Below are 20,230 nucleotides of genomic sequence, written 5' to 3' on the forward strand. Positions count from 1 at the left end.
ACCACCGCCAGCGACCGCCGTCAGCACCCCGACAAGATCACCAACAGAGTCACGGCATTGCGATTAGGCGCTGTTTCTCGGATCGCCTGACGTGACAGGGTTGTTGAGGTCAGGCTGGAGCCATGGGTCGTGGGGATTTAACGAAAGCGGAGTGGGATCGGCTGGGACGTGTCGGTGGACTCCACCGCGTTGCGAGCTCCTCAGCACGCCGCCGGCGCCCGCAACGCACCGCCCACTGCGGTCCCCCAAAAGAGGGCCCGCACAGGGACGAACCAGCCCGATCCGGTCCTACGGAAGCTGGCCGTCCGGCTGGCGGAGGTGGTCGCATCGGCGAATGCCTGGGACGTTCCCGCGGTGGCTTCACCATCAAGATTCATCTCGCGGCCGACGGAGACTGCCGGCCCCTCGCCCTCCTGCTGACTCGCGGCCACCACGGTGACGACCCCCAACTCGAGCCCGTACTACGACAGATAGCCGTCCCCCGCACCGGAGTCGGACGGCCGCGCACCAGACCTGACCGCGACCTGGCCGACAAGGCCTACACATCTCGGGCCAACCGTCGCTACCTGCGACGACGCGGCATTTCCCACACCATTCCCGAGCGGCGTGACCAGCGCAGACACCGGCTCAACCGCGGCTCCCGCGGCGGCCGGCCCACCGGATTCGACGACGAGCACTACAAGAAGCGCAACACCGTCGAACGTGCCATCAACCGCCTGAAAGGCTTCCGCGCCGTCGCCACCCGCTACGAGAAGCGAGCCTACATCTACCTCGGCACCGTCACCCTCGCCGCACTCATCATCTGGCTCCGCACATGATCCGAGAAACAGTGCCCAGCCCTCGCCCGAGGCGGAAGTTCAGTCCGCGAACGCGGCCACGTACGACGCCACGCACGGCTCCGGGGTGGCAAAGGAGGTGACGACGTGGCCATCGACGGTCACCGGCGGGTCGAGCGGCCTCTGGAGCAGCCGCTCGGAGCGGGACACATCGAGCTGCTCGGCCGGCATCAGCGTCCAACCCTCGGCGTCCCGGCCCACCTCGAACAGCACGTTGAGCATGTCCCCGGCAGGAGGCCGCAGCGGAGCCAAGGGCAGGGCGGCGAGGATCGCGTCATGCATCGGCGGGTCACTGTCTCGGGCGGGAAGCCGCAGACCGTTCGGGTCGAGGTCGTGCAGGCTGACCACGGGCTTGTCGGCGGCCGGGTGTTCACGCGGGAGCACCGCGTGCAGCGGCTCGGACCAGGCGCGCACCACCGTCACCGCCGCGGAGGTGAGTGCGCCCCGCACCAGCGCCAGGTCCAGCTCTCCGTCGCGGACGGCGTCGAGTCGCGCGGCCACCGGCAGGTCGACCAATTTCGGCTCGGCGGGGCGTTCGCCGGCGCTCAGGCGGCCCACCGCCCGGTCGAGCCGTCGGGTGACGCAGGACGCCACACCGATCCGCAGGACGGCCGCCGGTTCTCCGGCAACCACCCGCACCCGGGCCGCCGCAGCGAGGGTCCTACGGGCCGCGGCGAGCACTCGCTCGCCGGCCGGGGTGAGCCGTACCCGGCGCGAGGTGCGGTCGAGCAGGCGCACGCCGAGCTCGCGTTCGAGCCGGGCGATCTGCTGGCTGACCGCCGGCTGCACAATGCCCAGCCGTTGCGCCGCGCGCCCGAAATGCAGTTCCTCGGCCACGGCCACAAAGTACTGCAGCGCTCTCAGTTCCATCTGCCTGATCTATCACATGATGTGATTACTGCCGGGCGCTTCTGATCATTGTTCGCACAGGCCACTCCGGCTGTGATGGGTACAAGCCCGCCTGGGCGGCCCTGCCCGCCGGATGCCGCGACGCGGGGACACGCGAACGGAGAACAGAGTGAGCACAACAACCCTCGGCGTCATCGGCACCGGCATGGTCGGCCTCGGGGCCGCCCGCCGCGCCGTCGACGCCGGCCTGAACGTCGTCCTGAGCAACTCACGCGGCCCCGAAACGCTGGCCGGTCTCGTTTCGGAGCTCGGCGAGCGGGCACGCGCGGCCACCCCGGCCGAAGCAGCAAGGGCCGGCAATCCTGTCATCGCGTCCGTGCCGCTGGCCGCCTACGAGCGGTTGCCCCGGGCGGAGCTTTCCGGCAAGACCGTCATCGACCCGATGAACTACGCGCCACATAGCGAATTCGGAGTACCGGAACTCGACAGCGACGAGCTGACCTCCAGCCAACTGGTGCAACGCCACCTCGCAGATGCCCAGGTGGTGAAGGCACTGCACAACATCGGCCCCAAGCAGTTGTTGGAGCTGTTCCGCCCGGCCGGAGCCCCCGACCGCACCGCGCTGCCACTTTCCGGCGACGACCCGGACGCAATGAAGGAGGTGGCCGACCTACTGAATGTCCTCGGCTTCGATGCGGTGGACCTCGGCCCCCTGGCCGAAAGCTGGCGCAGCGAACCGAACACCCCTCTGTACGCCATCCCGTACGTGGGACAGCCGCCGTCCGGCCTCACCATCATGGAATTCGTGGCTTGGGTCCAACAGGCACCCGGTGTGCCCGTACCCGTCGCCCGGATCAAGGAGCTCGCTGCCGCCGCGGTGCGAGGGCCCGCGGGGTTCCGGATGTAACAGCGGGCGATCAGTCCCTCAGTCGCGTGCGAAGCCACGGCCGAGACCAACGTGAGCTAGCGGAGGCGCCCAGCTTGGAACCGCCGTCAGCCGCGCGGCCGGGATACCTGGCCGCGCGGCTGTCCATACCGCTCGCCGTCACACAACAGCGATCACTTGTTGCGACAGTCCTCGGAATCCGTCCGGCCGCCGTCAGCATTCCGCCACGACTCGATCAACGCTCGGGCGCACCGGCAACTGCTCTGTGACGTCGAGGAGTTGCTTGTAGCTTCCGTAGGTTGGTGAGCGCCTGCGCGACGGGGCGCGTGATGGTCGGAAGGCGGGGTGGCTCCTGCGGGGCGGCGGTATTGCGCCCGGGCTCTCGCTCTGCCGTCGATTTCCAGTTCCCGGGAGTTCATAGGTGCTGCGGAGACACTGACGGCATGCCAGAGACAGTCGCCGTCGCCGCACGACGGACGACGGGAACCAGCCGGGGGCCGGGTCTGCATCGACTCGGGCAAGTGTCTCTCTCAGGGGCATGAACGCATGAACGGGTGCCGCACTGACCTACGTCGACCTGGTTTCGCCGCTCAGCACCTGCCCGCTCCTGCCCGCATCGGCCGGACCCCGCCGAGACGGGACACCACCCCACGGCCCGGGATGCCTTTATTCCTGGTGGCCGGCCGTCACGAGGGCGCCCTCGATGAGGTCGCGCAGCTGAGATCGGGCGGTGATGCCCAGCTTGGGGAAGCTGCGGTAGAGGTGCGAGCTGACCGTGCGCGGGGAGAGGAAGAGCTTTTCGCCGATCTCTCGGTTGGTCAGCCCGCGGGCGGCTAGCCGGATGATCTGCTGCTGTTGCGGGGAGAGTTCGGCAAGCGCGTCGGGGGCCGCATCTGTGACGTCGAGGCCGGCGGCGCGTGACTCGGCCCGGGCGCGCTCGATCCACGGCCGGGCGCCTAGGCGACGGAAGATCTCCAGGGCCTGGGTCAGCGGCGCACGCGCCTCCGCGATGCGCCGACGGCGCCGCAACCACTCGGCGAGGTCGAGCAGGGTCTGTGCGCGTTCGAAGGGCCAGTACTCCAGTACCGGATCCGCCAGGGCCGCCCGGAAGTGCGGTTCGGCGTCGTCGGGGTCCGCCAGCAGGCCACGGGCTCGGCTGATCAGCGCACGCAGACGAGGTGAAGCGTTGTCCGCCAGCGCAGATGCCGAGCGCTCGACGATCGCGACAGCCTCCTCACGGCGGCCGCAGCGCACAGCGGCGGCGGCCAGATCCGCGAGGGCCGGGTAGGAGGCGTGGTAGTGCACGGGCGCGCCGTCTACCGTGAAGACCATACGGAGTTCGCCGTACGCGGTCTCGTAGGCGCCTTCCGCAACTGCCGCGGCACCGAGCGCACGACGGGCATAAACGAAGACCGAACGGCTTTCCAGCGGATCGATCAGGACGAGCGCGTCCTCAGCCCGGGCACGGGCCGAGGACGCATCGCCCTGGAAGGCCAGCACGGTGGCATCCACGGTGGCCGCACAGGCCACCGCGTGGTCGAGGCCGGCCGCCCGGCCGACCGCGATGGTGCGGGCACATGCCTCACGGGCCTGATCCCACCTTCCTCGCTCCAGGTAGGCCCAGGCGACCGCGCCGCCCAGACCCTCGGGCAGCGCTCCCTGCAACTCCCATCGGTCGAAGGCCTCGTCGAAGGCGCGGACGGCCTGTGGGGTCTCGTCCAGGAGCCACGCCATGATTCCGACGGCGGTGAGCCGTTCCGGCCGGGCTTCCGCATCGGTGGCCAACTGCGGTAACAGGCGTATGAGTTGGGCCCGGTCGTCGAAAGGGTCCGACACGGCCCTCACCCAGGTACGCAGACCTGCGTGTGAGGCTTTCTCGGGAAGGCGCCGCAGGACGTCCTGGATGCGATGGCGCTGTGTGTCCTCTCCGGAGTAGAAACGGACCACGGCAGCGCCGGCCACGAGATCCAGCCCGGCGGCGGGCTGGGAGACCGCCAACTGCTCGGCATCGTCGGCCAGTCGGGAGAAGACCACGGTGTGGCGCACGGTCAGGACCGCCAGCCGTCCCGCCTGCACGGCGGCGGAGGCCAGCAGGGTTGCGTCATCCGTGCGCGCGCGTGCCGCGGCGACCAGTTCCTCGACCCAGGCGATGTCTCCGGTGAACACGGCCGCCGCGGCGGCTTCAACCAGCAGCCGGGCACTGTCCTCGCGCTGCGGTGCGAGTTCCGCGGCGCGCTGCAGGGCCTGGGCCGCCGCCGCATGGCCGCCGCGGCGGCGGGCCCGGCCGGCGGTCCGCTCCAGTTCCGCTGACGCGGCCGCGTCCGGATGCGGGCAGGCGGCGGCAAGATGCCAGGCACGCCGGTCCGGTTCGTCCCGCAGCATCTCGGCGAGCGCCAGGTGAGCCTCGCGCCGGGCGGCCAAGGACGCGGCGTGATACACGGCGGACCGGACCAGTGGATGGCGGAACCGGACGTCCCGGCCGGTCCGCCGGACCAGCCCGGCCTGCTCGGCCGGCAGCCAGGCCGCGTCCTCGGCGCGCGGCAGCCCCGCCGAGACAGCGATCGCAGAGTCGGGGCTGTCCATGGCGGCCAGGAGCAGCAGAACCCGCGTGGTGGAGGCGGGCAGACTGTTCAGGCGAGCGGCGAAGATCCGCTCCAGGTGATCGGTGAGCCGAAGCGGACCGGCAGACGGCAGCCCCGCAGCCGTGTCCTGTGCCGAGGCTGTACTCGCCAGTTCCAACAGCGCCAGCGGGTTGCCACCTGCCTGGTCGAGGATCCGCGACCTGGTGTGCCCGGTGGGGCTCTTCGGCTGCAGGTCCAGCAGGTGATCGGCCGCAGCTTTGTCAAGCGATCCCAGGGTGAGCATCGGCACGTGCCGGTCGAATCCCGGAAGGTGATCGCCGCCACGGGCACCGATCAGCATCGTGACCGGTTCACCTTCCAACCGTCTGGCAACGAAGGACAGCGCATCCAGGGAAGCACGATCGAGCCACTGCGCATCGTCCAGCACCACGAGCACGGGATGGTGGTCGCCCAGGCCTGACAACAGACTCAGGACGGCGATCCCGACCAGCATGAGATCGGGTCCCGGCGTGGCCGCCCCCTCGCCGAGGGCCTCCTGCAGCGCCGCGCGCTGCCTCCCCGGCAGTGCGTCCACCTCGGCCGGCACCGGCCGCAGCAACTGATGCAGTGCGGAGAATGCCAGGCTCGACTCCGACTCGCTCCCCTCGGCACGCAGTACGCGAGCGCCGCCGGCTTCAGCCCGGTGCACCGCGTGCTCCAGCAGCGCGCTCTTCCCCGTGCCCATGTCACCGACCAGCATCAGCACCGGGTCGGCCGACACGGAGTCCACCGCACGAAAGAGGCGTGCCAATTCCGCGTCCCGGCCCACGATCAGCTCCCCCGGATCCGGCTCCGGTCCCATGACCGCACCGCGGTCGCCTGTGTGCTCGTCCACGGAGTCTCCCGGAATCGCGGCTGTCGATCAGAGTCGCCTTGCCCTGCCCCGTCCAGGCTACAAGCGCGGCCTGGCCCGGTGCCCGGGCCATGCGCGCAGGTGCAGTCACGTTACGGATACCGCGCGCGCCGAGGCCGCTCGTACGGTTCCAGGAAACTTCCACATTCCCAAGGACACCCCATGGAACAAATCGCGCTCGGCAATGTCACCATCACACGGATATGGGAGTACTTCGGTTCCGTCGAAATGACGCCCGAAACCTTCTTCCCCGAAAGTCCGAAGGAAGTGTGGAACGGCGCCGCCTCATGGCTGGACCCGCATTTTCTCGATTCCGAGACCAATATCGTCAATTCCGCGATCCAGACCTGGCTGCTGCGCAGCGGAGGCAAGACCATCCTCGTCGACACCGGCGTGGGCAATCACAAGGACCGCCCATACGCGCCCGTCTGGAACCGCCTCGAAACAGACTTCCTGGCCAATCTCGCGCGCGCCGGTGTCGCGCCCGAGGACGTGGACATCGTGATCAACACACATCTCCACGTCGATCACGTCGGCTGGAACACGTACCTGAGCGGCCGACAGTGGATACCTACTTTTCCCAACGCCACCTATCTTATGCCGAAGGACGACTTCGACTTCTGGAATCCCGAGAACAGCCACAGGTCGCTCGGCAGCGGCAACCAGAATGTCTTCGAGGACAGCGTGGCCCCGGTGCACCGGGCCGGCCAGACGCTGCTGTGGGAAAACAGCCACCAGATCGACGCAGACCTCCGCCTCGACGCGGCTCCCGGGCACACCCCCGGCTCCTCCGTACTGACCCTCACCTCCGGGACCGACCGCGCGGTGTTCGTCGGCGACATGCTGCACAGCCCCGTGCAGATCATCGAGCCCGACTCCAACAGCTGCTTCTGCGAGGACCCCGCGGGCGCCCGCGCCACTCGCCGCAAGGTGCTGGGCTGGGCGGCCGACAACAACGCGCTCGTGATCCCCGCACACCTGGGCGGGCACGGTGCCGCCGAAGTGGCGCGCGAGGGAGACAAGTTCGCCATCAAGGGCTGGGCCCCCTTCACCCCATACACCGGGAAGGCATGAGCCCTACGGAAAGAGCAGGCCTGAGTCCTACGGAAAGACACGAGACATGAGCCACCACACCGACGCCATCGTGACCACGGCGCAGGGAGCCGTCCGCGGCCTGCGCCAAGGCGACACCACCGCTTTCCTGAACATCCCCTACGCCGCCCCGCCCCGCGGCGCCGGCCGGTTCGAGCCGCCGCAGCCGCACGAACCGTGGGACGGTGTACGGGACGCCACCGTACCGGGGCCCAACGCACCGCAGCCCGAGCGCAAGCTCGGCAGCGTGGACATGTCCCCCTACTTCGGCACCGGTTGGAGCCGCGGCGAGGACCACCTCACCGTCAACGTCTGGACGTCCGCCGCCTCCGGCGGCGACCTGCCCGTCATGGTGTTCGTCCACGGCGGCGGATTCGTCGCCGGATCGACGCGGTCCGCGCTGTACGACGGCTCCGCCTTCGCCCGCGACGGCGTCGTCCTCGTCACCCTCAACTACCGGCTCGGCATCGCCGGCTTCCTCGACATCCCCGGCGCGCCGGCCAACCGCGGCCTGCTCGACGTCGTCGCCGCACTGGGCTGGGTGCGGGAGAACATCGCCGCTTTCGGCGGTGACCCGCACAACGTCACCCTCTTCGGGCAATCGGCCGGGGCGACCATCGTCAGCGGCATCCTTGCCACCCCCGAAGCCGCAGGCCTCTTCCGCCGGGCGATCGTCCAAAGCGGCAGCGGCCTGGGGGCTTTCACCACCGAGCAGGCCGCCCGCGTCACCCGGGCAGCGGCCGAGGCCCTGGGCATCGAACCCCGCGCCGAGGCCTTTGCGAACATCTCCGACGACCGCCTGGTCGAGGCCGCCTCCCGGCTCACGGACATCGACCTGCAGACCGAGACGCACCACGATCCGCTGATCGGACTCAGCCCCTTCAGCCTGGTCCTCGACACGCAGCCCGCCGAATCCGTCGCCGCCGGCCTCGGCGACGACATCGACCTGCTCATCGGGACCAACACCGAGGAAGGAAACCTCTACCTGGTCCCCGTGGACAAGTACGCCACCTCGACCACCGGGGACGTCGGCGACGCGGCGGCGCGCTCGCACCCGAAGCCGGCGCAACTCGTCGAGACGTACCGCAAGGCACGCTCCGGTGCGTCCTTCGGCGAGCTGCGCTCCGCCATCATGGGCGACGCACTGTTCGGCGCGGGCAGCTGGGCCCTGACCGACGCACATGCCACCCGCCCCCAATCCGCCACCTACGCCTACGAGTTCGCCTGGCGCTCCCACGCTCTGGACGAGGAGCTCGGCGCCACCCACACGGTCGAACTGCCCTTCGTCTTCGATCTCGCGCACCTCCCCGAGCTGCACGGCCCATCCGCCCTGCTCGGCCCCGACAAGCCCCCCACGGACCTTGCCGCCCGTATGCACGCCGCCTGGGTCCGGTTCGCCAGGACCGGCAACCCCGGCTGGGACTCGTACGACGACGAGCGGCGGGCCACGATGCGCATCGATGCCGAGTGGACCCAGGTCGACGACCCCCGCAGCCAGGAACGACAGGCGTGGCACTGGCCTCCGGCCACCCTTCCCAAGGACACACCGTGACCAGAACCGTCATCACCTCCGAGAACGCACCCGCCCTGGCAGCCCCGCTGTCCCAAGGCATTCGCAAGGGCCCCGTCCTGCAGGTTTCCGGGCAGCTTCCGCTCGATCCGGACACGGGCGAGGTCGTCGGCACCACGGTCGCCGAGCAGACCGAGCAGACCCTGCGCAACGTCACAGCCGTACTCAATGCGGGCGGTGCGGGCCTGGAGGACGTCGTGATGCTCCGCGTGTACCTCACTGATCCCGCCCACCTGGCCGAGATGAACGGGGCGTACGCGGCAGCCGTCGGCGAGCCTTTCCCCGCCCGCACCACCGTCTACATGCAGCTTCCGCCGGGACTGCTCGTGGAGTGCGACGCCCTGGCAGTGCTGGACGACTGACGCGGCCATGGACGTGCAGGCGGGACCTTCTGGACGGACTCGCCGCGCACACTCTGGTGGAGGAGATCGCCGAACTCCCCCGTGTCACTGGGGCCGACACCACGCCGATGGGGTACGCGCCGCGCTGTACCGGGGCCTGGGCAACCTCGCGGAGGCCCTTCTGGAAGTGTCGGAGTCGACCCCGACACCCCTGGACTGGACTGTCGACGACAACAGCGAGAGGTACGCCACCGCGGTGATCGACGGGATGGCGTACGGCCTACTGATCGAGACGGAACAGAACGCGTCCTCGGCCGCCGCGCCCGTCTGGTATCACCCCGCGCTCCCTGCCGCACGCATCGCCTGGCAGTGGCGGATCGCGAGCGGGCCGGCCGACCGGCGCCCGGCTCACGGTGGGTCATCGAGGACGATCCGTTCTTTCTCAAGCGCATGGAGGATCCGCAGGCACGGGCCCAGTCCGGGTCGCTGGGGCCCGATCTGCGCTCGCTGCTCGCCTCGGGAACGCGAGAGGGCCCCGGCGCATGGCTGCGTGAGCACGGCTGGTCGTGGAGTCGCGGCTCCTGCGCACCGTGGCCCGGGAGTACGGCCGGGTGCTGATCCCGATCGGCGACCGAATCAACGGACAGTTCGTACTGACCAACACCCGCAAGGTGTGCGGCCCGAGGCCGTGCCGAAATCTGATGGGCGATAGCTTGGTCAAGCACCCACTACAACATCGGTGTGCGGGCGCCTCGGCCGCACAACCAGGACCGCCTCAAGCGCGACACTCGTCGAGCCAGACTCCGGCACGGGTCCTGGTCCGACCTCAACTAGTGATCACCCGTTCCTGAACGGAGTTCCTGCCCGGACCCTGTCCGGGCTGATTGGAGACGAGCAGTGCCGACCATCGCCATCGTAGGTGCCGGGCCGCAGCTGGGCCTCGCCATCGGGGAGACATTCGGGCGGAAGGGCGGCTTCGATGTCGCCCTCGTGGCGCGGGGCGAAGCGCAACTCGCCCGCATGGTACGCAGGTTACGCGACCAAGGGATCCGAGCCGCGGCCTTCCCGGCCGACGTCACCGACCGCCCGAAGCTCGCCGAGGCACTCGCCGCCGCGGAGAGTCACTTCGGATCCGTCGACGTCCTGGAATACTCACCAGCCCCCACACTGACGGACCTGGCGGCGCACCCCCTCGTCGAGGCCGCCGACCTCACGGTCGAGGCCGTACTGCCCGAACTGGAGAGGTACTTCTTCGGCGCCCTCGCGGCCGTGCGTCAGGTGCTCCCCGGCATGATCGACCGCGGGAACGGGACGATCCTCGCGACGAGCGGCAGCGGATCCGGTCCCATGGTCGTACCGCAGGTCGCCAATGCGAACGCGGCGAACGCCGCCATGCGCAACTGGCTGCTGGCGTTGAACGAGTCGGTGGCGGCCAAGGGAGTGCACGTCGCGCACATCGCCCTGGGCGCGGCGATCGGCTGCGGCAGGCCGAACTCGGAGCCGGACGTCATCGCCGGTGTCTACTGGAAGGCCCACGTCGAGCCGGACTCTGCCGAGGTCTTCCACTTTGATCTGCCCGAAGACTTCGCGTTCCAGCTCGCCGACAAGTTCATGGCCGACGGGGACTAGCCTCCTCGCTCCCGAATGCGCGGTGCACGCCGCGACGCCCTCGGCCGGTTGGCAAGGCCGCGGCCAAGACTGCGGCGGCCGGCCGGCGCGGGCGCCCGGCGTCGGGTGAGAAGCCCAACCGCAAGCGTGCCACGTAACGCCTTGATCGCCGGGGCTGACTTCGTCGTCTGGGACGGCCTGGTCCCGGCCAGCCGGCACGCAGGCGTCTTTCGGGGGCGAATGCAGCACTCCTTGAAGCGCGGCCACACGATCGATGGCCTGGGCGACAGTGTCGACCTCCTCAAGCTGGCCGGGGAAGAGCCGCTTCGTACCGGATCTATCGACGCGGTGGACAGGTCATCCTGGTTCACGATCTTCCTGAACTCCACGGCGGCAGCAGTGGTGGCCTGCTGCGGCGGACGCCGACCCACCACCATCGAGTAGGCCGACACCCCCGAGTCCAATGCCCAACCTCGCAGTAACAACAGCCTGTCGATATGCCCCTGCTCGCACGCGCGAGGCCCTGGCCAAGCTGTCAGGGCGCCCGAGCAGGTGGCCGTTGAGTTTGAGGAACGCCTGCACGACTCCTGCGAGCTGGGGCAGATGGTGGTGGTCACCGCCGACGGCGCAGACGTCGCTGAGCAGACGGTGCAGACGATACGGAACAAGAGGGGGCGGCCGAAGAGGATGAGCGGCCCGTGAAGCGGACGCAGGACCATCAGCGGGCCCTCAACCTCGCCGCCCGCCAATTCCACGCACGCGAAGGACATCTCAACACCCCCCATTGAGGCTCTGCCGTACGCCGCAGGGCCGGCAAGCTCACCAGTGAACAACGAGCGGCGCTGGATCAGCTCGGCTTGCGCTGGGAGGCGAGTGGAGCGCTGGGTCAGCGACGCTTCTCGAAGCGCCGCCCGTCCCCCTTCGCCCCCGGTTGAATCGACGACTTATCCCGCGTCGTGCTCGTCCTCAAGGAGCACCCGGATGGTGTTCGCTGCGTCGCGCACTCCGGCACGGCCCGCGCGGAACTCCCCGCCAGAGCCCACAGCGCCTGCGGCTCGGGGTCGAGTGGAAGGCTGCACGTCCCCGCCGGTTTCGCCGAGGACCGGCCGCTGGTCGGGGTGTGCTGCGGTTCACCCGCTGTCGCGTCCACCGGCGGAACACTGCCCAGGGGCCCGGCTTTGGGATGAGTGTGGCTGAGGAGGGGACAGTGGCCCCGGGCCTCACCTCCAGCCCATGAGGACGATCGTCCGGCTGCGGATGCCTCGTAGTCGATCTCCACCCGGATGACGTCGTCGCTGGCGACGCCACGGACGAAGCGCGGGGTGCTGTCCAGCCGCACGGTGCCGTCGCCGAGGTCCACGGCCCACAGACTCTCAGCACTCGCCGGCGGCCGGCCTTCCGCATCAATGTCCATCCGGAAATGGACCTTCACATGGTCGCCACTGATGTTCGTCACGGCGCCACGCCACATCCACATGATCGGACGTGGTCATGCGGACGGAGACTCGTTGCCAGCACGCACCACGAAGCGTCTACTGGTCAGACGGGATCGGTGAACGAGATCGGCTTGCCTGCGGCGTGGGCATAGGCGATCTCTCTGCTCGTGGACTCGCCGATATATCCGCCGGGGTTGACGACCAGAACCCGGTCAGCCAGGTCGATCTTGCGCAAGTGGAGAGCGCCCAGCGTGGTCTTCTGCTCATCGGTGAGCAACTCGTCAGCTTCGGCCGGCGCGACGACGATGACACCTGCGAAGGTCAGATCACGGTTCACCGCACGCATCTCGTCCACGAACCGGGCAGAGCCGCAGATGCAGACGATCTCAGGCCGGTCGGGCACCACTCAGTCCTTCGGTCGAACGGGATGCCGTCAGTCTGCACGCTGCCCTCACAGACAGGCACACGAGCCAACAGCCCATACAGCGAGACGGGCACCACGCGGCTGCACCGCCGCAGGCGGAAGTCGTAGCCGGTGCAGGGAACGGCGCTGCTCGACGACGGGATCTGGGGGTGCGCCCCCAACTCACCAGCCTCCTTCGGGTGCAAAGACCAGATACTACGGAGTGACCATGGTCGCGCTCACGACCGTGTTAGCGAGATAGCGTCCTGCCGCGCGGTCGTAAGCGCCGCCGCAGGTGATCAGACGCAGCTGCGCATCGGGCGTGGAACCGTAGACGGCATCGGTAGGAAAATCGTCCTGGGGGTATTCGGCCGCTCCGCGTACCTCGAAAACCGCCCTGCTCTGATCGGCACGGGTGATCTCGACACGGTCACCGGGGCGGAGTCCAGTCAGGTTGGCGAATACCGCGGGACCGGACACCGTGTCCAGGTGACCTGCGATGACGGCCGGTCCTGCCTCGCCGGGCGAGGGCCCCTCGCGCCACCAGCCGACGTCGGTGTAGTCGGCGGGGGCAGGCAGACGGCCCTCGGAGTCCAAGGACAGGGGGCCGATAGCGGTGTCGAGGTGGAGTGCGGCGATGCGAAGACGGACCGGGTCTGCGGCATGAGAGACGGGTGGAGGTAGTACGCGGGGGCCGCTGTCCTCAGGACTGAGTGCTGCGGGACTGGAAGGTGTACGCGACGCCACGGGGTGCGCCTGCCTCGTCTGTTTGCTGGACGAGTTGTCGGGCCAGTGGGCGGGGCCGGAGCCGGCCAGCCAGTCGAATACCAGGGACAGGGCGATCAGGGCACATGCGGCGGCGGTCACGATCCATAGGAGATCGAGACCTCTGTCGTGGTTGGGAGGCGGCGAACTGGTCATGGCATGCGCCTCCCATCCACGTCGTGATGCGGTAGCAGCACGTTTCGGACGTCCTGACCTCAGCTGCCGTGCCGGGCGCGGCGGCGCAGCACGACGACGCCGCCCGCGGCGAGCGCGCCTGCAGCAGCGAAACCGATCGCGAGGCCCGTGGCTGTGCCGTCGGCGGCCAGCCCGCCGGAGCCGGCCCGAACGCCGCCCTTGGGGAGGTCCGTGGAAGCCGACGAAGAGGGCGAGTCGGACGACGAGTAACCGGTGTAGTCCTCACAGGCCTTGGTGTCGTTGTCACGGTCGAGACGGTCCACATTGCCGGGGTGGGAGTCGTACCACGCCTGCGCCTGGGACTGGGATGAGAAGTCAGCGCAGTCTTTGTCGGCAGCGTACGCCGTGCCTGTTGCGGGCACGAGGACTGCGCCCGTTGCTGCGGATATCAGCAAAGCGGATACCAAACGCATGATTTCCTCCACTGTGTGCGGTGTGTCGCTTGACAGTTACACAACGTAGAAACCGGCTGGGCGCCGCGCGACCGGGCGCATCCATTGGAGTGTCTCTGCACCTCACCAACAGAGCGCGCATCAGACCGAGGGTTGACCACGAGCGGAATCCCGGTTGGCCTTCACGTCCCTGAGCGCGGACGCGGGCAAAAGATCTGCACCCCGAACCCCAACCGCGCCGTGCTCAGCCCACGCGGACCACGACCGCGGTCGGATGACGCTCGGCACCCAACGCAACCTGCCCCACCGGGCCGCGGGGCACGACCGCTTGAGGTGCACGTCGGGATGCACGCCGGGCTGGGCGATCTCCGCGCCTGTCTGGGGGGGCCGCGATGTCGGGGTCGCGCCCCCTGCAGCAGCGCCTGTTCCTGCCCAAGAAGTGGGCCGACGACGCCAAGCGCCGCGTGACACGCAGCGTGCCGGTCGGCGTCGGTCGCCTCGAGTCATGGCGGCCCAACCTGGGTCCGTCCGCCTTCACCGAGTCACCTGGCGCCACGGCTCCCACAATGCGATGCGCTCACATTTTGCAGCCCTGCGTGTCCGCCCCGCCCACAACTCCACCACCTGCCCGATGCGACCCCAACCTCGTCCGAACAAGGCCGATGGGACGGCGTTCTCCCCGACCTGTGGCTGCCGGCCGAGTGGCCCAGGACGCCGAACCACCCACCGAATACTGGTTCACGAACCTTCCAGCCCGGACCTCGATGAGGGCAAGCTGCACAGGCGCCGTGGTGGGGCGGACGCCGTTGGGTCGCGGTAGCGGACCCGTGGCTCCGCCTGTCGCCCTACGGACGCTGGAATCACCCGGCGGACGGTCCACAACAGCCGCCCGACGCCGGGCACTCCGCACGTCACATCGTGACTATCGGAATGAGAGGAGCCTGCGGTACGGACGTCGGCGGAGGCACTCCCATACCGATTTCTTCGCTCGTAGGCATGGGGCACAACAAGTGTGCGTCCGGAGCCGCTGGAGTGGAGCACCAGAAAGCGCAGGCGCCACCTCTGCCTTCCGTATTTCGCCGTTCCGCGTGCCGCCCCGTTCAGGGATGAAGGTTGTGCATTTATCTGCCATATCCGCGAGGTGAGGAGGATTGGCTTCCGATTTCAGCGTGCGCCTTTTCTATGGATGGCACAGGGTGTTAATTCTCTTGACCCGCCAGGCGCCAGGGGTACGCTCGAATGTTGCGCGTACCGATTGCCGCGCGCCCCTCACATCGACCACGAAGGGAACGGTCATGAACCGAAGGTTGTTTGGTAAACGGCGGACGATTCTGGCCCTCCCGCTGGTCGGCGCTCTTGGCGCTGTGCTCGTAGTGGGAACGGCTACCGATGCATCAGCCAAGAGGTACAAGCAGGACATGAGCCAATCGTTCGCCATGTTCTCGGATTCCTATCAGCCACAGAATTTCCTGGACTGCAAGTACGTCGACAAGAAGCAGAACAAGCTTGTTGATGATTATCGATGCTCCGACGGGAGCGGGACGTCACGCCTTCTGGCTGACATTCTGACGCAGGACTCGGATAAGAACAGGATGCTGCCACCCGACGGCTCGGGATGGAAATATCTGGCTGCTCCGGATCACTTCAAATGCCTCTGGAACAAGAACAACCAGGGAATCAGGACCGCGGAGACGTTCAAGTGCAAGTATGACAGCCATCACTTCCCGCTCGACTGGATGGTTTTCGCCACCCAGGATGTCCCCCAGGGAGTTCCGCCGCAAGACACAGTTTGGTACGTCCCGAACGGAAAGTGCTGGATTCCGAACGGCAAGTGCTGGTAAGCCACGCGCCCGGAGCGGCTGACCCGTGGTTTCCCTGTTCATAAGCCACAGTGGCCGGGACCGTGCCGTGGCCAGGCGAATCGCAGCGCGGCTCAAGGCAGCGGGATTTGCCGGGCTGTTCCTCGACTTCGACCCCGAGCTGGGCATCCCGGCCGGTCGCTCCTGGGAACGGGAGCTCTACACACAACTTCGCCGAACCGACGGCGTGGTCTTCGTGGCCAGCGGCGCTTCCACCGCATCGTCCTGGTGTTTTGCCGAGATCGCGCTGGCCCGCTCGTTGGGCACCCCCGTCTTCCCACTGCGCATCGACAACACCGCACGGCTCAGGCTTCTGTCCGAGGTGCAGTGGGTGGACCTCGCCGACGGTGAGGAAGCCGCACTCGACCGCCTCCTCGCCGGTCTTGGGCGGGCCGGTCTGAAGGCGTCCGACTCCTTCGCCTGGGACCCCACCCGCGCCCCATATCCGGGCCTCGGTCCGTTCGCGCCCGAGGACGCCGCCGTCTTCTTCGGGCGCTCGGAGAAGACCGAGGAACTGCTGAAACGGCTGCAACCGACGCTCGCGCACGGTGCAGGACGCTTCGTAGCGATCATGGGCCCCTCAGGAAGCGGCAAGTCCTCCCTGCTGCGCGCGGGCCTGTTGCCCCGCCTGCACGAGCGCCGCAACCGCTGGGAGGTACTACCGCCGATGCGGCCCGGGCAGTATCCGACCCGGGAGCTGGCCCGCAGCCTGGTCCTGGCGTTCGGCAGCCACGGCTCCGTGCGCTCCGAGGACGAAGTGTTGAGGAGGCTGGACACAGGATCCACAGCCTTGATGGACCTCGTGAGCGAACTCAGCAGGGCCGGAGAGGAGGGCTCCGCCGGAGGCGAACGGCGCAGTGTTCTCATGGTCGTCGACCAGGCCGAGGAACTCATCAGGCGCACCGGTGTCGAGGAACAGCGATCCTTCCTGCGGCTCCTGAGCGGCGCCTTGAGCGAAGAGAGCCCGTTGTGGGTCGTGGCGACCGTGCGCTCAGAATTCCTGAGCGCTGACCCGGAGCGTGCCGGGCTGACGGAAGCGGTCAACGAGACCCTGCCCGTCGAACCGCTGAGCCGGGCCCTGCTGCCCGAAGTGATCGGCCTCCCTGCGCGCCGGGCGGGGGTGGAGTTCGCCCCGGGTCTGGTCGAGCGCATCGCCGAGGACACCACGGGCGGTGACGGGCTGTCGCTGATGGCGTACACCCTGCGCGACCTCTACGACCGGGTCGGCCCCGAAGGGGTGATCACTACGGCCGACTACGAGGCGGTGGGCGGGGTGGTAGGCGCCATGGAAGGCAGGGCCGATGCGTTGCTCGACGACCTGACCCGACGCGGGCACGGAGAAACCGTACTGCCGACGCTGTTGAAGCTGGCGACGGTCGAGGGCGATGAGGAGCCGACGCGAAGGCGCCTACCACGCAGCGCCCTGGACGGGGATGAGGCAACGGTGGTGGACGCCTTCGTCGACGCCCACCTGCTCACCAGCGGAGGCGGTGGGGGTGGGGGCGGCGGGGGCCCGGCCGGGGGGACGGCAGGTGCTGAGGCGGTGGAGGAAGCCACGGTCGAGGTGGCCCATGAAGCTCTGCTGCGACAGTGGCCGCCGCTACGAAAGGCCATCGGTGACTCTCGCGAGTCACTGCGGATGCGTTCGGATCTGGAGCGCCTTGCGGCCGACTGGAATCGCAGCGGGCGCGACGAGGCGTATCTGCTGCGCGGCGGACGGCTGGCCGACGTCGGGGGCTGGGCCGCCGAGCACACCGGCGAACTCACCCCCGTCGAAAGCCGGTTCCTGGCCGCGGCCCAGGCCCTGGCCGCACGTGAACTCAATGCGGCGCAGCGCTCGAACCGTCGGCTGCGCGGTCTGGCGGCCGGCCTGGCCGTCCTGCTGATTCTCACCCTTCTGAGCGCCGGCCTCGCGTACAAGAGCAACCAACAGGCCCAGTCCCGCGCCCGCCTCGCCCAGGCCGACGCCCTGAGACTCCGGTCGGATTCGCTCGTACGCAATAGGCCCGACGTCGCCATCCTGGTGGGCTTGGAGAGTCTCAGCGTGGCCCGTGCGGACCGGCCCGAACCGCAGCCTCCCGCAGGACTCGTCACCGGTCTGGCCCGGGTCACTCACGTCTCGACACTGCTCCGCCACGGCAGTCGGGTCCAGGGGGCAGCGGTGAGCCCGGACGGCAGGGTGATCGCGACCTGCGGCTGGGACCTGAGGGTGCGGCTGTGGGACCGCGCGTCGGGGAAGCCGCGCGGTGAGCTGCAGACCGGGCACCGTCGTGCGGTCATGGACGTGGCCTTCTCTCCTGACGGGACACTGCTCGCGACAGCGAGCCTCGACCGCACGGTGCGCCTGTGGAATGCGTCGACGGGCAAGCCGTACGGGAGGCCTCTGCGCGGTCACCGCGCCGGAGTGCAGGACGTGGCATTTTCCCGTGACGGCAAGCTGCTGGCCACTGCCGGGCAAGACGGCACGGCGCGGCTGTGGGACGTAGCGGCCGGGAAGTGGCAGGGCGTCGCGAGGGCCGGCACGGCAGCAGTGACGGGCGTGGCGTTCAGCCGCGACGGACGCTTCCTCGCCACCTCGGGCCAGGACGGCAGGGCGCGACTGTGGCAGTTGGGGCCGGGAGACCCTCGGCAGACACGGGTATTCGTCAGCAGCCACCACAAGCGGCTGCGGGCCGTGGCCTTCAGCCCCGACGGTACGCGGCTGGCCACGGGAAGCTCCGACGGAAGGGCCCGGCTGTGGCGGGTGGCCTCGGGAAAGCCGGACGGTCGGCCGCTGAGCCGCCAGGGTCTCAACGTATGGGACGTGGCCTTCAGCCGCGACGGGAGGGTGCTGGCCACGGCCGGGGGTGACGGCACCGTTCGGCTCTGGGACGTAGCGACGCATCGTCCGAAGGGGCAACCGCTCGTCGGACACACGAACCTGGTGAACCGCGTGGTGTTCACGCCCGACGGCAAGCAACTCCTCACGACGAGCTGGGACTCCACCGCGCGGCTCTGGGACCTCGCCGAGACGCCTTCGATCAGCCGACCGCTCACCGGACACGACGGGGATGTGGACGGCGTCGCCTTCAGCCCCGACGGCAGGCTGCTGGCTACCGCGGGCGACGACGCGACGGCCCGGCTGTGGCGGCTTGGTTCCGGTAAGCCGTTCGGCCGCGTGCTGCGGGGGCACAAGGGCCCGATATACAGGATTGCGTACAGCCCCGACGGGCGGCTTATCGCCACAGCCAGCATGGACGGAACGGCGCGTCTGTGGGATGTGGCCTCCCGCGCACAGCACGTCCGTAGGCTGACGGCACATCAGAAAATGCTGATGGATGTGGCATTCAGCCCCGACAGTGAACTGCTTGCCACCGCGGGCGGGGACGGTAGCGCACGCCTGTGGTCCGTGCGTACGGGTAAGCCCCTCGGCGAGCGTCTCGTCGGGCACACCGAAGCGGTGAACGCACTGGCCTTCAGCCCCGACGGGCAGCTTCTCGCGACGGCCGGCAACGACCAGATGACGCGCCTGTGGAACGTACCGTCGGGAGCACCACGTGGGCACCCACTGAGGGGCCACACCAACGAAATCACTGCCGTGGCCTTCAGCCCCGACGGCACCCTGTTGGCGACGGGGAGCGCTGATGGTGCCGTGCGACTGTGGAACACGGACTCCGGGAAGCAGGTGAGAAAACCACTCACCAGCGATTCCGGTGCGGTGGCGGACGTGGATTTCAGCCCGGACGGCAGGCTGCTGGCGACGGCGGGGAACGACGGCTCGGTGCGGGTGTGGAACGTGGCGGACGGCCGGCCGGAGGGTCCTGCGTTGACAGGACACCAGGGAGAAATCTTCGGGGTCGCCTTCAGCCCGGACGGCGCGCTGATCGCCTCCGCCGGCGCCGACGACACGGCGAGGATCTGGCGTCTGAACTTCACGGAATGGGCGGAATACGGCTGTCGGCTGGTCAACCGCAATTTGTCGTCATCGGAATGGGGGCAGTTCGTACCGGGCGCCGATTACCGGCGCACATGCCCGGATCTTCCGTCCGGCCCGGGAGCGCCACGGGACGCACCGGCCTCTCGCTACTGACACACCCGGTTGTGGTCACTCCACCGACCGCGCGCCTCCGTGAGGCAGAAACGACCCCTGACACCTGATTGTGCTGATCGCCCCCCGATGGCCGCACCTCGCCACCGGCCAACTCAGTCCTCTCCTCAGGACTCATCCCCAGCTCGCCCTACATACGGGCGGCGCCGCGCTGACGACCCTGGCCTCACTGACCATTTGGGCAGAAGTGCGTCATGACACCCGACAAGAGCTGTCTGAAGCCTTGCAAGCGACGGAAGAAGCGCCAGAGATCTACCGCGAATTCGCGACAGCCGTACCCGCGCGATTCCTACCGCCGCTCCATGCTGTGCTGGGCCTGCAGGCGAAGCCACTCACCGACCTTGGACGTTTGCGGGAAGCGGATGTCATCCGGTCCTGGGTCGCCACGAACGCGCCGTGCGGCCTTGCGTGTTGCTGTGCGCCCAGAGGTCTCGCAG

Annotated in this window: 14 protein-coding genes and 1 pseudogene; 9 read left to right on the forward strand and 6 right to left on the reverse strand. The window is 68.7% G+C overall.

Annotated features, from left to right (window positions below; genetic code table 11):
- Positions 1 to 156 precede the first annotated feature (156 nt).
- Positions 157 to 818, forward strand: a pseudogene (locus ABD366_RS42000) (IS5 family transposase); the annotation flags it as partial.
- A 39-nt stretch (positions 819 to 857) separates the two neighbouring features.
- Here the strand turns inward: ABD366_RS42000 and ABD366_RS42005 are convergent.
- Positions 858 to 1,706, reverse strand: coding sequence for a LysR family transcriptional regulator (locus ABD366_RS42005; protein ID WP_324770310.1), 849 nt, complete (start codon positions 1,704 to 1,706; stop codon positions 858 to 860).
- A 148-nt stretch (positions 1,707 to 1,854) separates the two neighbouring features.
- Between ABD366_RS42005 and ABD366_RS42010 the strand changes: the two genes are divergently transcribed.
- Positions 1,855 to 2,592: an NADPH-dependent F420 reductase gene (locus ABD366_RS42010; RefSeq protein WP_324770308.1), complete on the forward strand. Its 738-nt coding sequence runs from the start codon at positions 1,855 to 1,857 to the stop codon at positions 2,590 to 2,592.
- A 645-nt stretch (positions 2,593 to 3,237) separates the two neighbouring features.
- On the opposite strand, the gene ABD366_RS42015 is transcribed toward ABD366_RS42010, so the two are convergent.
- Complete coding sequence (locus ABD366_RS42015; RefSeq protein WP_324770307.1) at positions 3,238 to 6,027, reverse strand: helix-turn-helix transcriptional regulator; 2,790 nt, start codon at positions 6,025 to 6,027, stop codon at positions 3,238 to 3,240.
- A gap of 180 nt (positions 6,028 to 6,207) precedes the next feature.
- Between ABD366_RS42015 and ABD366_RS42020 the strand changes: the two genes are divergently transcribed.
- The 5 genes from ABD366_RS42020 to ABD366_RS42040 all read left to right on the forward strand — a co-directional run bounded on the left by ABD366_RS42020 (position 6,208) and on the right by ABD366_RS42040 (position 11,100).
- Positions 6,208 to 7,119 (forward strand): MBL fold metallo-hydrolase, encoded by a 912-nt coding sequence (locus tag ABD366_RS42020; protein WP_324770306.1) that lies wholly within the window; start codon positions 6,208 to 6,210, stop codon positions 7,117 to 7,119.
- Between the two features lie 46 nt (positions 7,120 to 7,165).
- Positions 7,166 to 8,689 carry a carboxylesterase/lipase family protein gene (locus tag ABD366_RS42025; protein WP_324770304.1) on the forward strand — a complete coding sequence of 508 codons (1,524 nt, stop codon included), beginning with the start codon at positions 7,166 to 7,168 and terminating at the stop codon, positions 8,687 to 8,689.
- Positions 8,686 to 9,069 carry a RidA family protein gene (locus tag ABD366_RS42030; RefSeq protein ID WP_324770303.1) on the forward strand — a complete coding sequence of 128 codons (384 nt, stop codon included), beginning with the start codon at positions 8,686 to 8,688 and terminating at the stop codon, positions 9,067 to 9,069. The genes ABD366_RS42025 and ABD366_RS42030 overlap by 4 nt, the downstream gene beginning before the upstream one ends.
- An 876-nt stretch (positions 9,070 to 9,945) precedes the next feature.
- On the forward strand, positions 9,946 to 10,677 hold the full coding sequence (locus ABD366_RS42035; RefSeq protein WP_324770302.1) for an SDR family NAD(P)-dependent oxidoreductase: 732 nt from the start codon (positions 9,946 to 9,948) through the stop codon (positions 10,675 to 10,677).
- A 126-nt stretch (positions 10,678 to 10,803) separates the two neighbouring features.
- Positions 10,804 to 11,100: a hypothetical protein gene (locus tag ABD366_RS42040; RefSeq protein WP_324770301.1), complete on the forward strand. Its 297-nt coding sequence runs from the start codon at positions 10,804 to 10,806 to the stop codon at positions 11,098 to 11,100.
- Positions 11,101 to 11,542: 442 nt separating this feature from the next.
- Here ABD366_RS42040 and ABD366_RS42045 read toward each other — a convergent pair whose 3' ends face one another.
- From ABD366_RS42045 to ABD366_RS42060, 4 genes are all read right to left on the reverse strand, one after another.
- Complete coding sequence (locus ABD366_RS42045) at positions 11,543 to 12,133, reverse strand: DUF4265 domain-containing protein (protein ID WP_344443567.1); 591 nt, start codon at positions 12,131 to 12,133, stop codon at positions 11,543 to 11,545.
- Positions 12,134 to 12,195: 62 nt separating this feature from the next.
- Positions 12,196 to 12,495 (reverse strand): hypothetical protein, encoded by a 300-nt coding sequence (locus ABD366_RS42050; RefSeq protein WP_324770300.1) that lies wholly within the window; start codon positions 12,493 to 12,495, stop codon positions 12,196 to 12,198.
- A 216-nt stretch (positions 12,496 to 12,711) separates the two neighbouring features.
- Positions 12,712 to 13,362, reverse strand: coding sequence for a class F sortase (locus ABD366_RS42055; protein WP_324770299.1), 651 nt, complete (start codon positions 13,360 to 13,362; stop codon positions 12,712 to 12,714).
- Between the two features lie 113 nt (positions 13,363 to 13,475).
- Positions 13,476 to 13,868, reverse strand: a complete 393-nt coding sequence (locus ABD366_RS42060; RefSeq protein ID WP_324770298.1) for an excalibur calcium-binding domain-containing protein — start codon at positions 13,866 to 13,868, stop codon at positions 13,476 to 13,478.
- 1,274 nt (positions 13,869 to 15,142) lie between these two features.
- On the opposite strand from ABD366_RS42060, the gene ABD366_RS42065 reads away from it, so the two are divergent.
- A complete protein-coding gene (locus ABD366_RS42065) occupies positions 15,143 to 15,688 on the forward strand; it encodes a hypothetical protein (protein WP_324770297.1) in 546 nt (181 codons plus the stop codon).
- A 25-nt stretch (positions 15,689 to 15,713) separates the two neighbouring features.
- A complete protein-coding gene (locus ABD366_RS42070) occupies positions 15,714 to 19,775 on the forward strand; it encodes an nSTAND1 domain-containing NTPase (protein WP_324770296.1) in 4,062 nt (1,353 codons plus the stop codon).
- Positions 19,776 to 20,230 lie beyond the last annotated feature (455 nt).

Origin of the sequence: Streptomyces kunmingensis, from assembly GCF_039533535.1 — a bacterium.
GTDB lineage: Bacteria > Actinomycetota > Actinomycetes > Streptomycetales > Streptomycetaceae > Streptomyces > Streptomyces kunmingensis.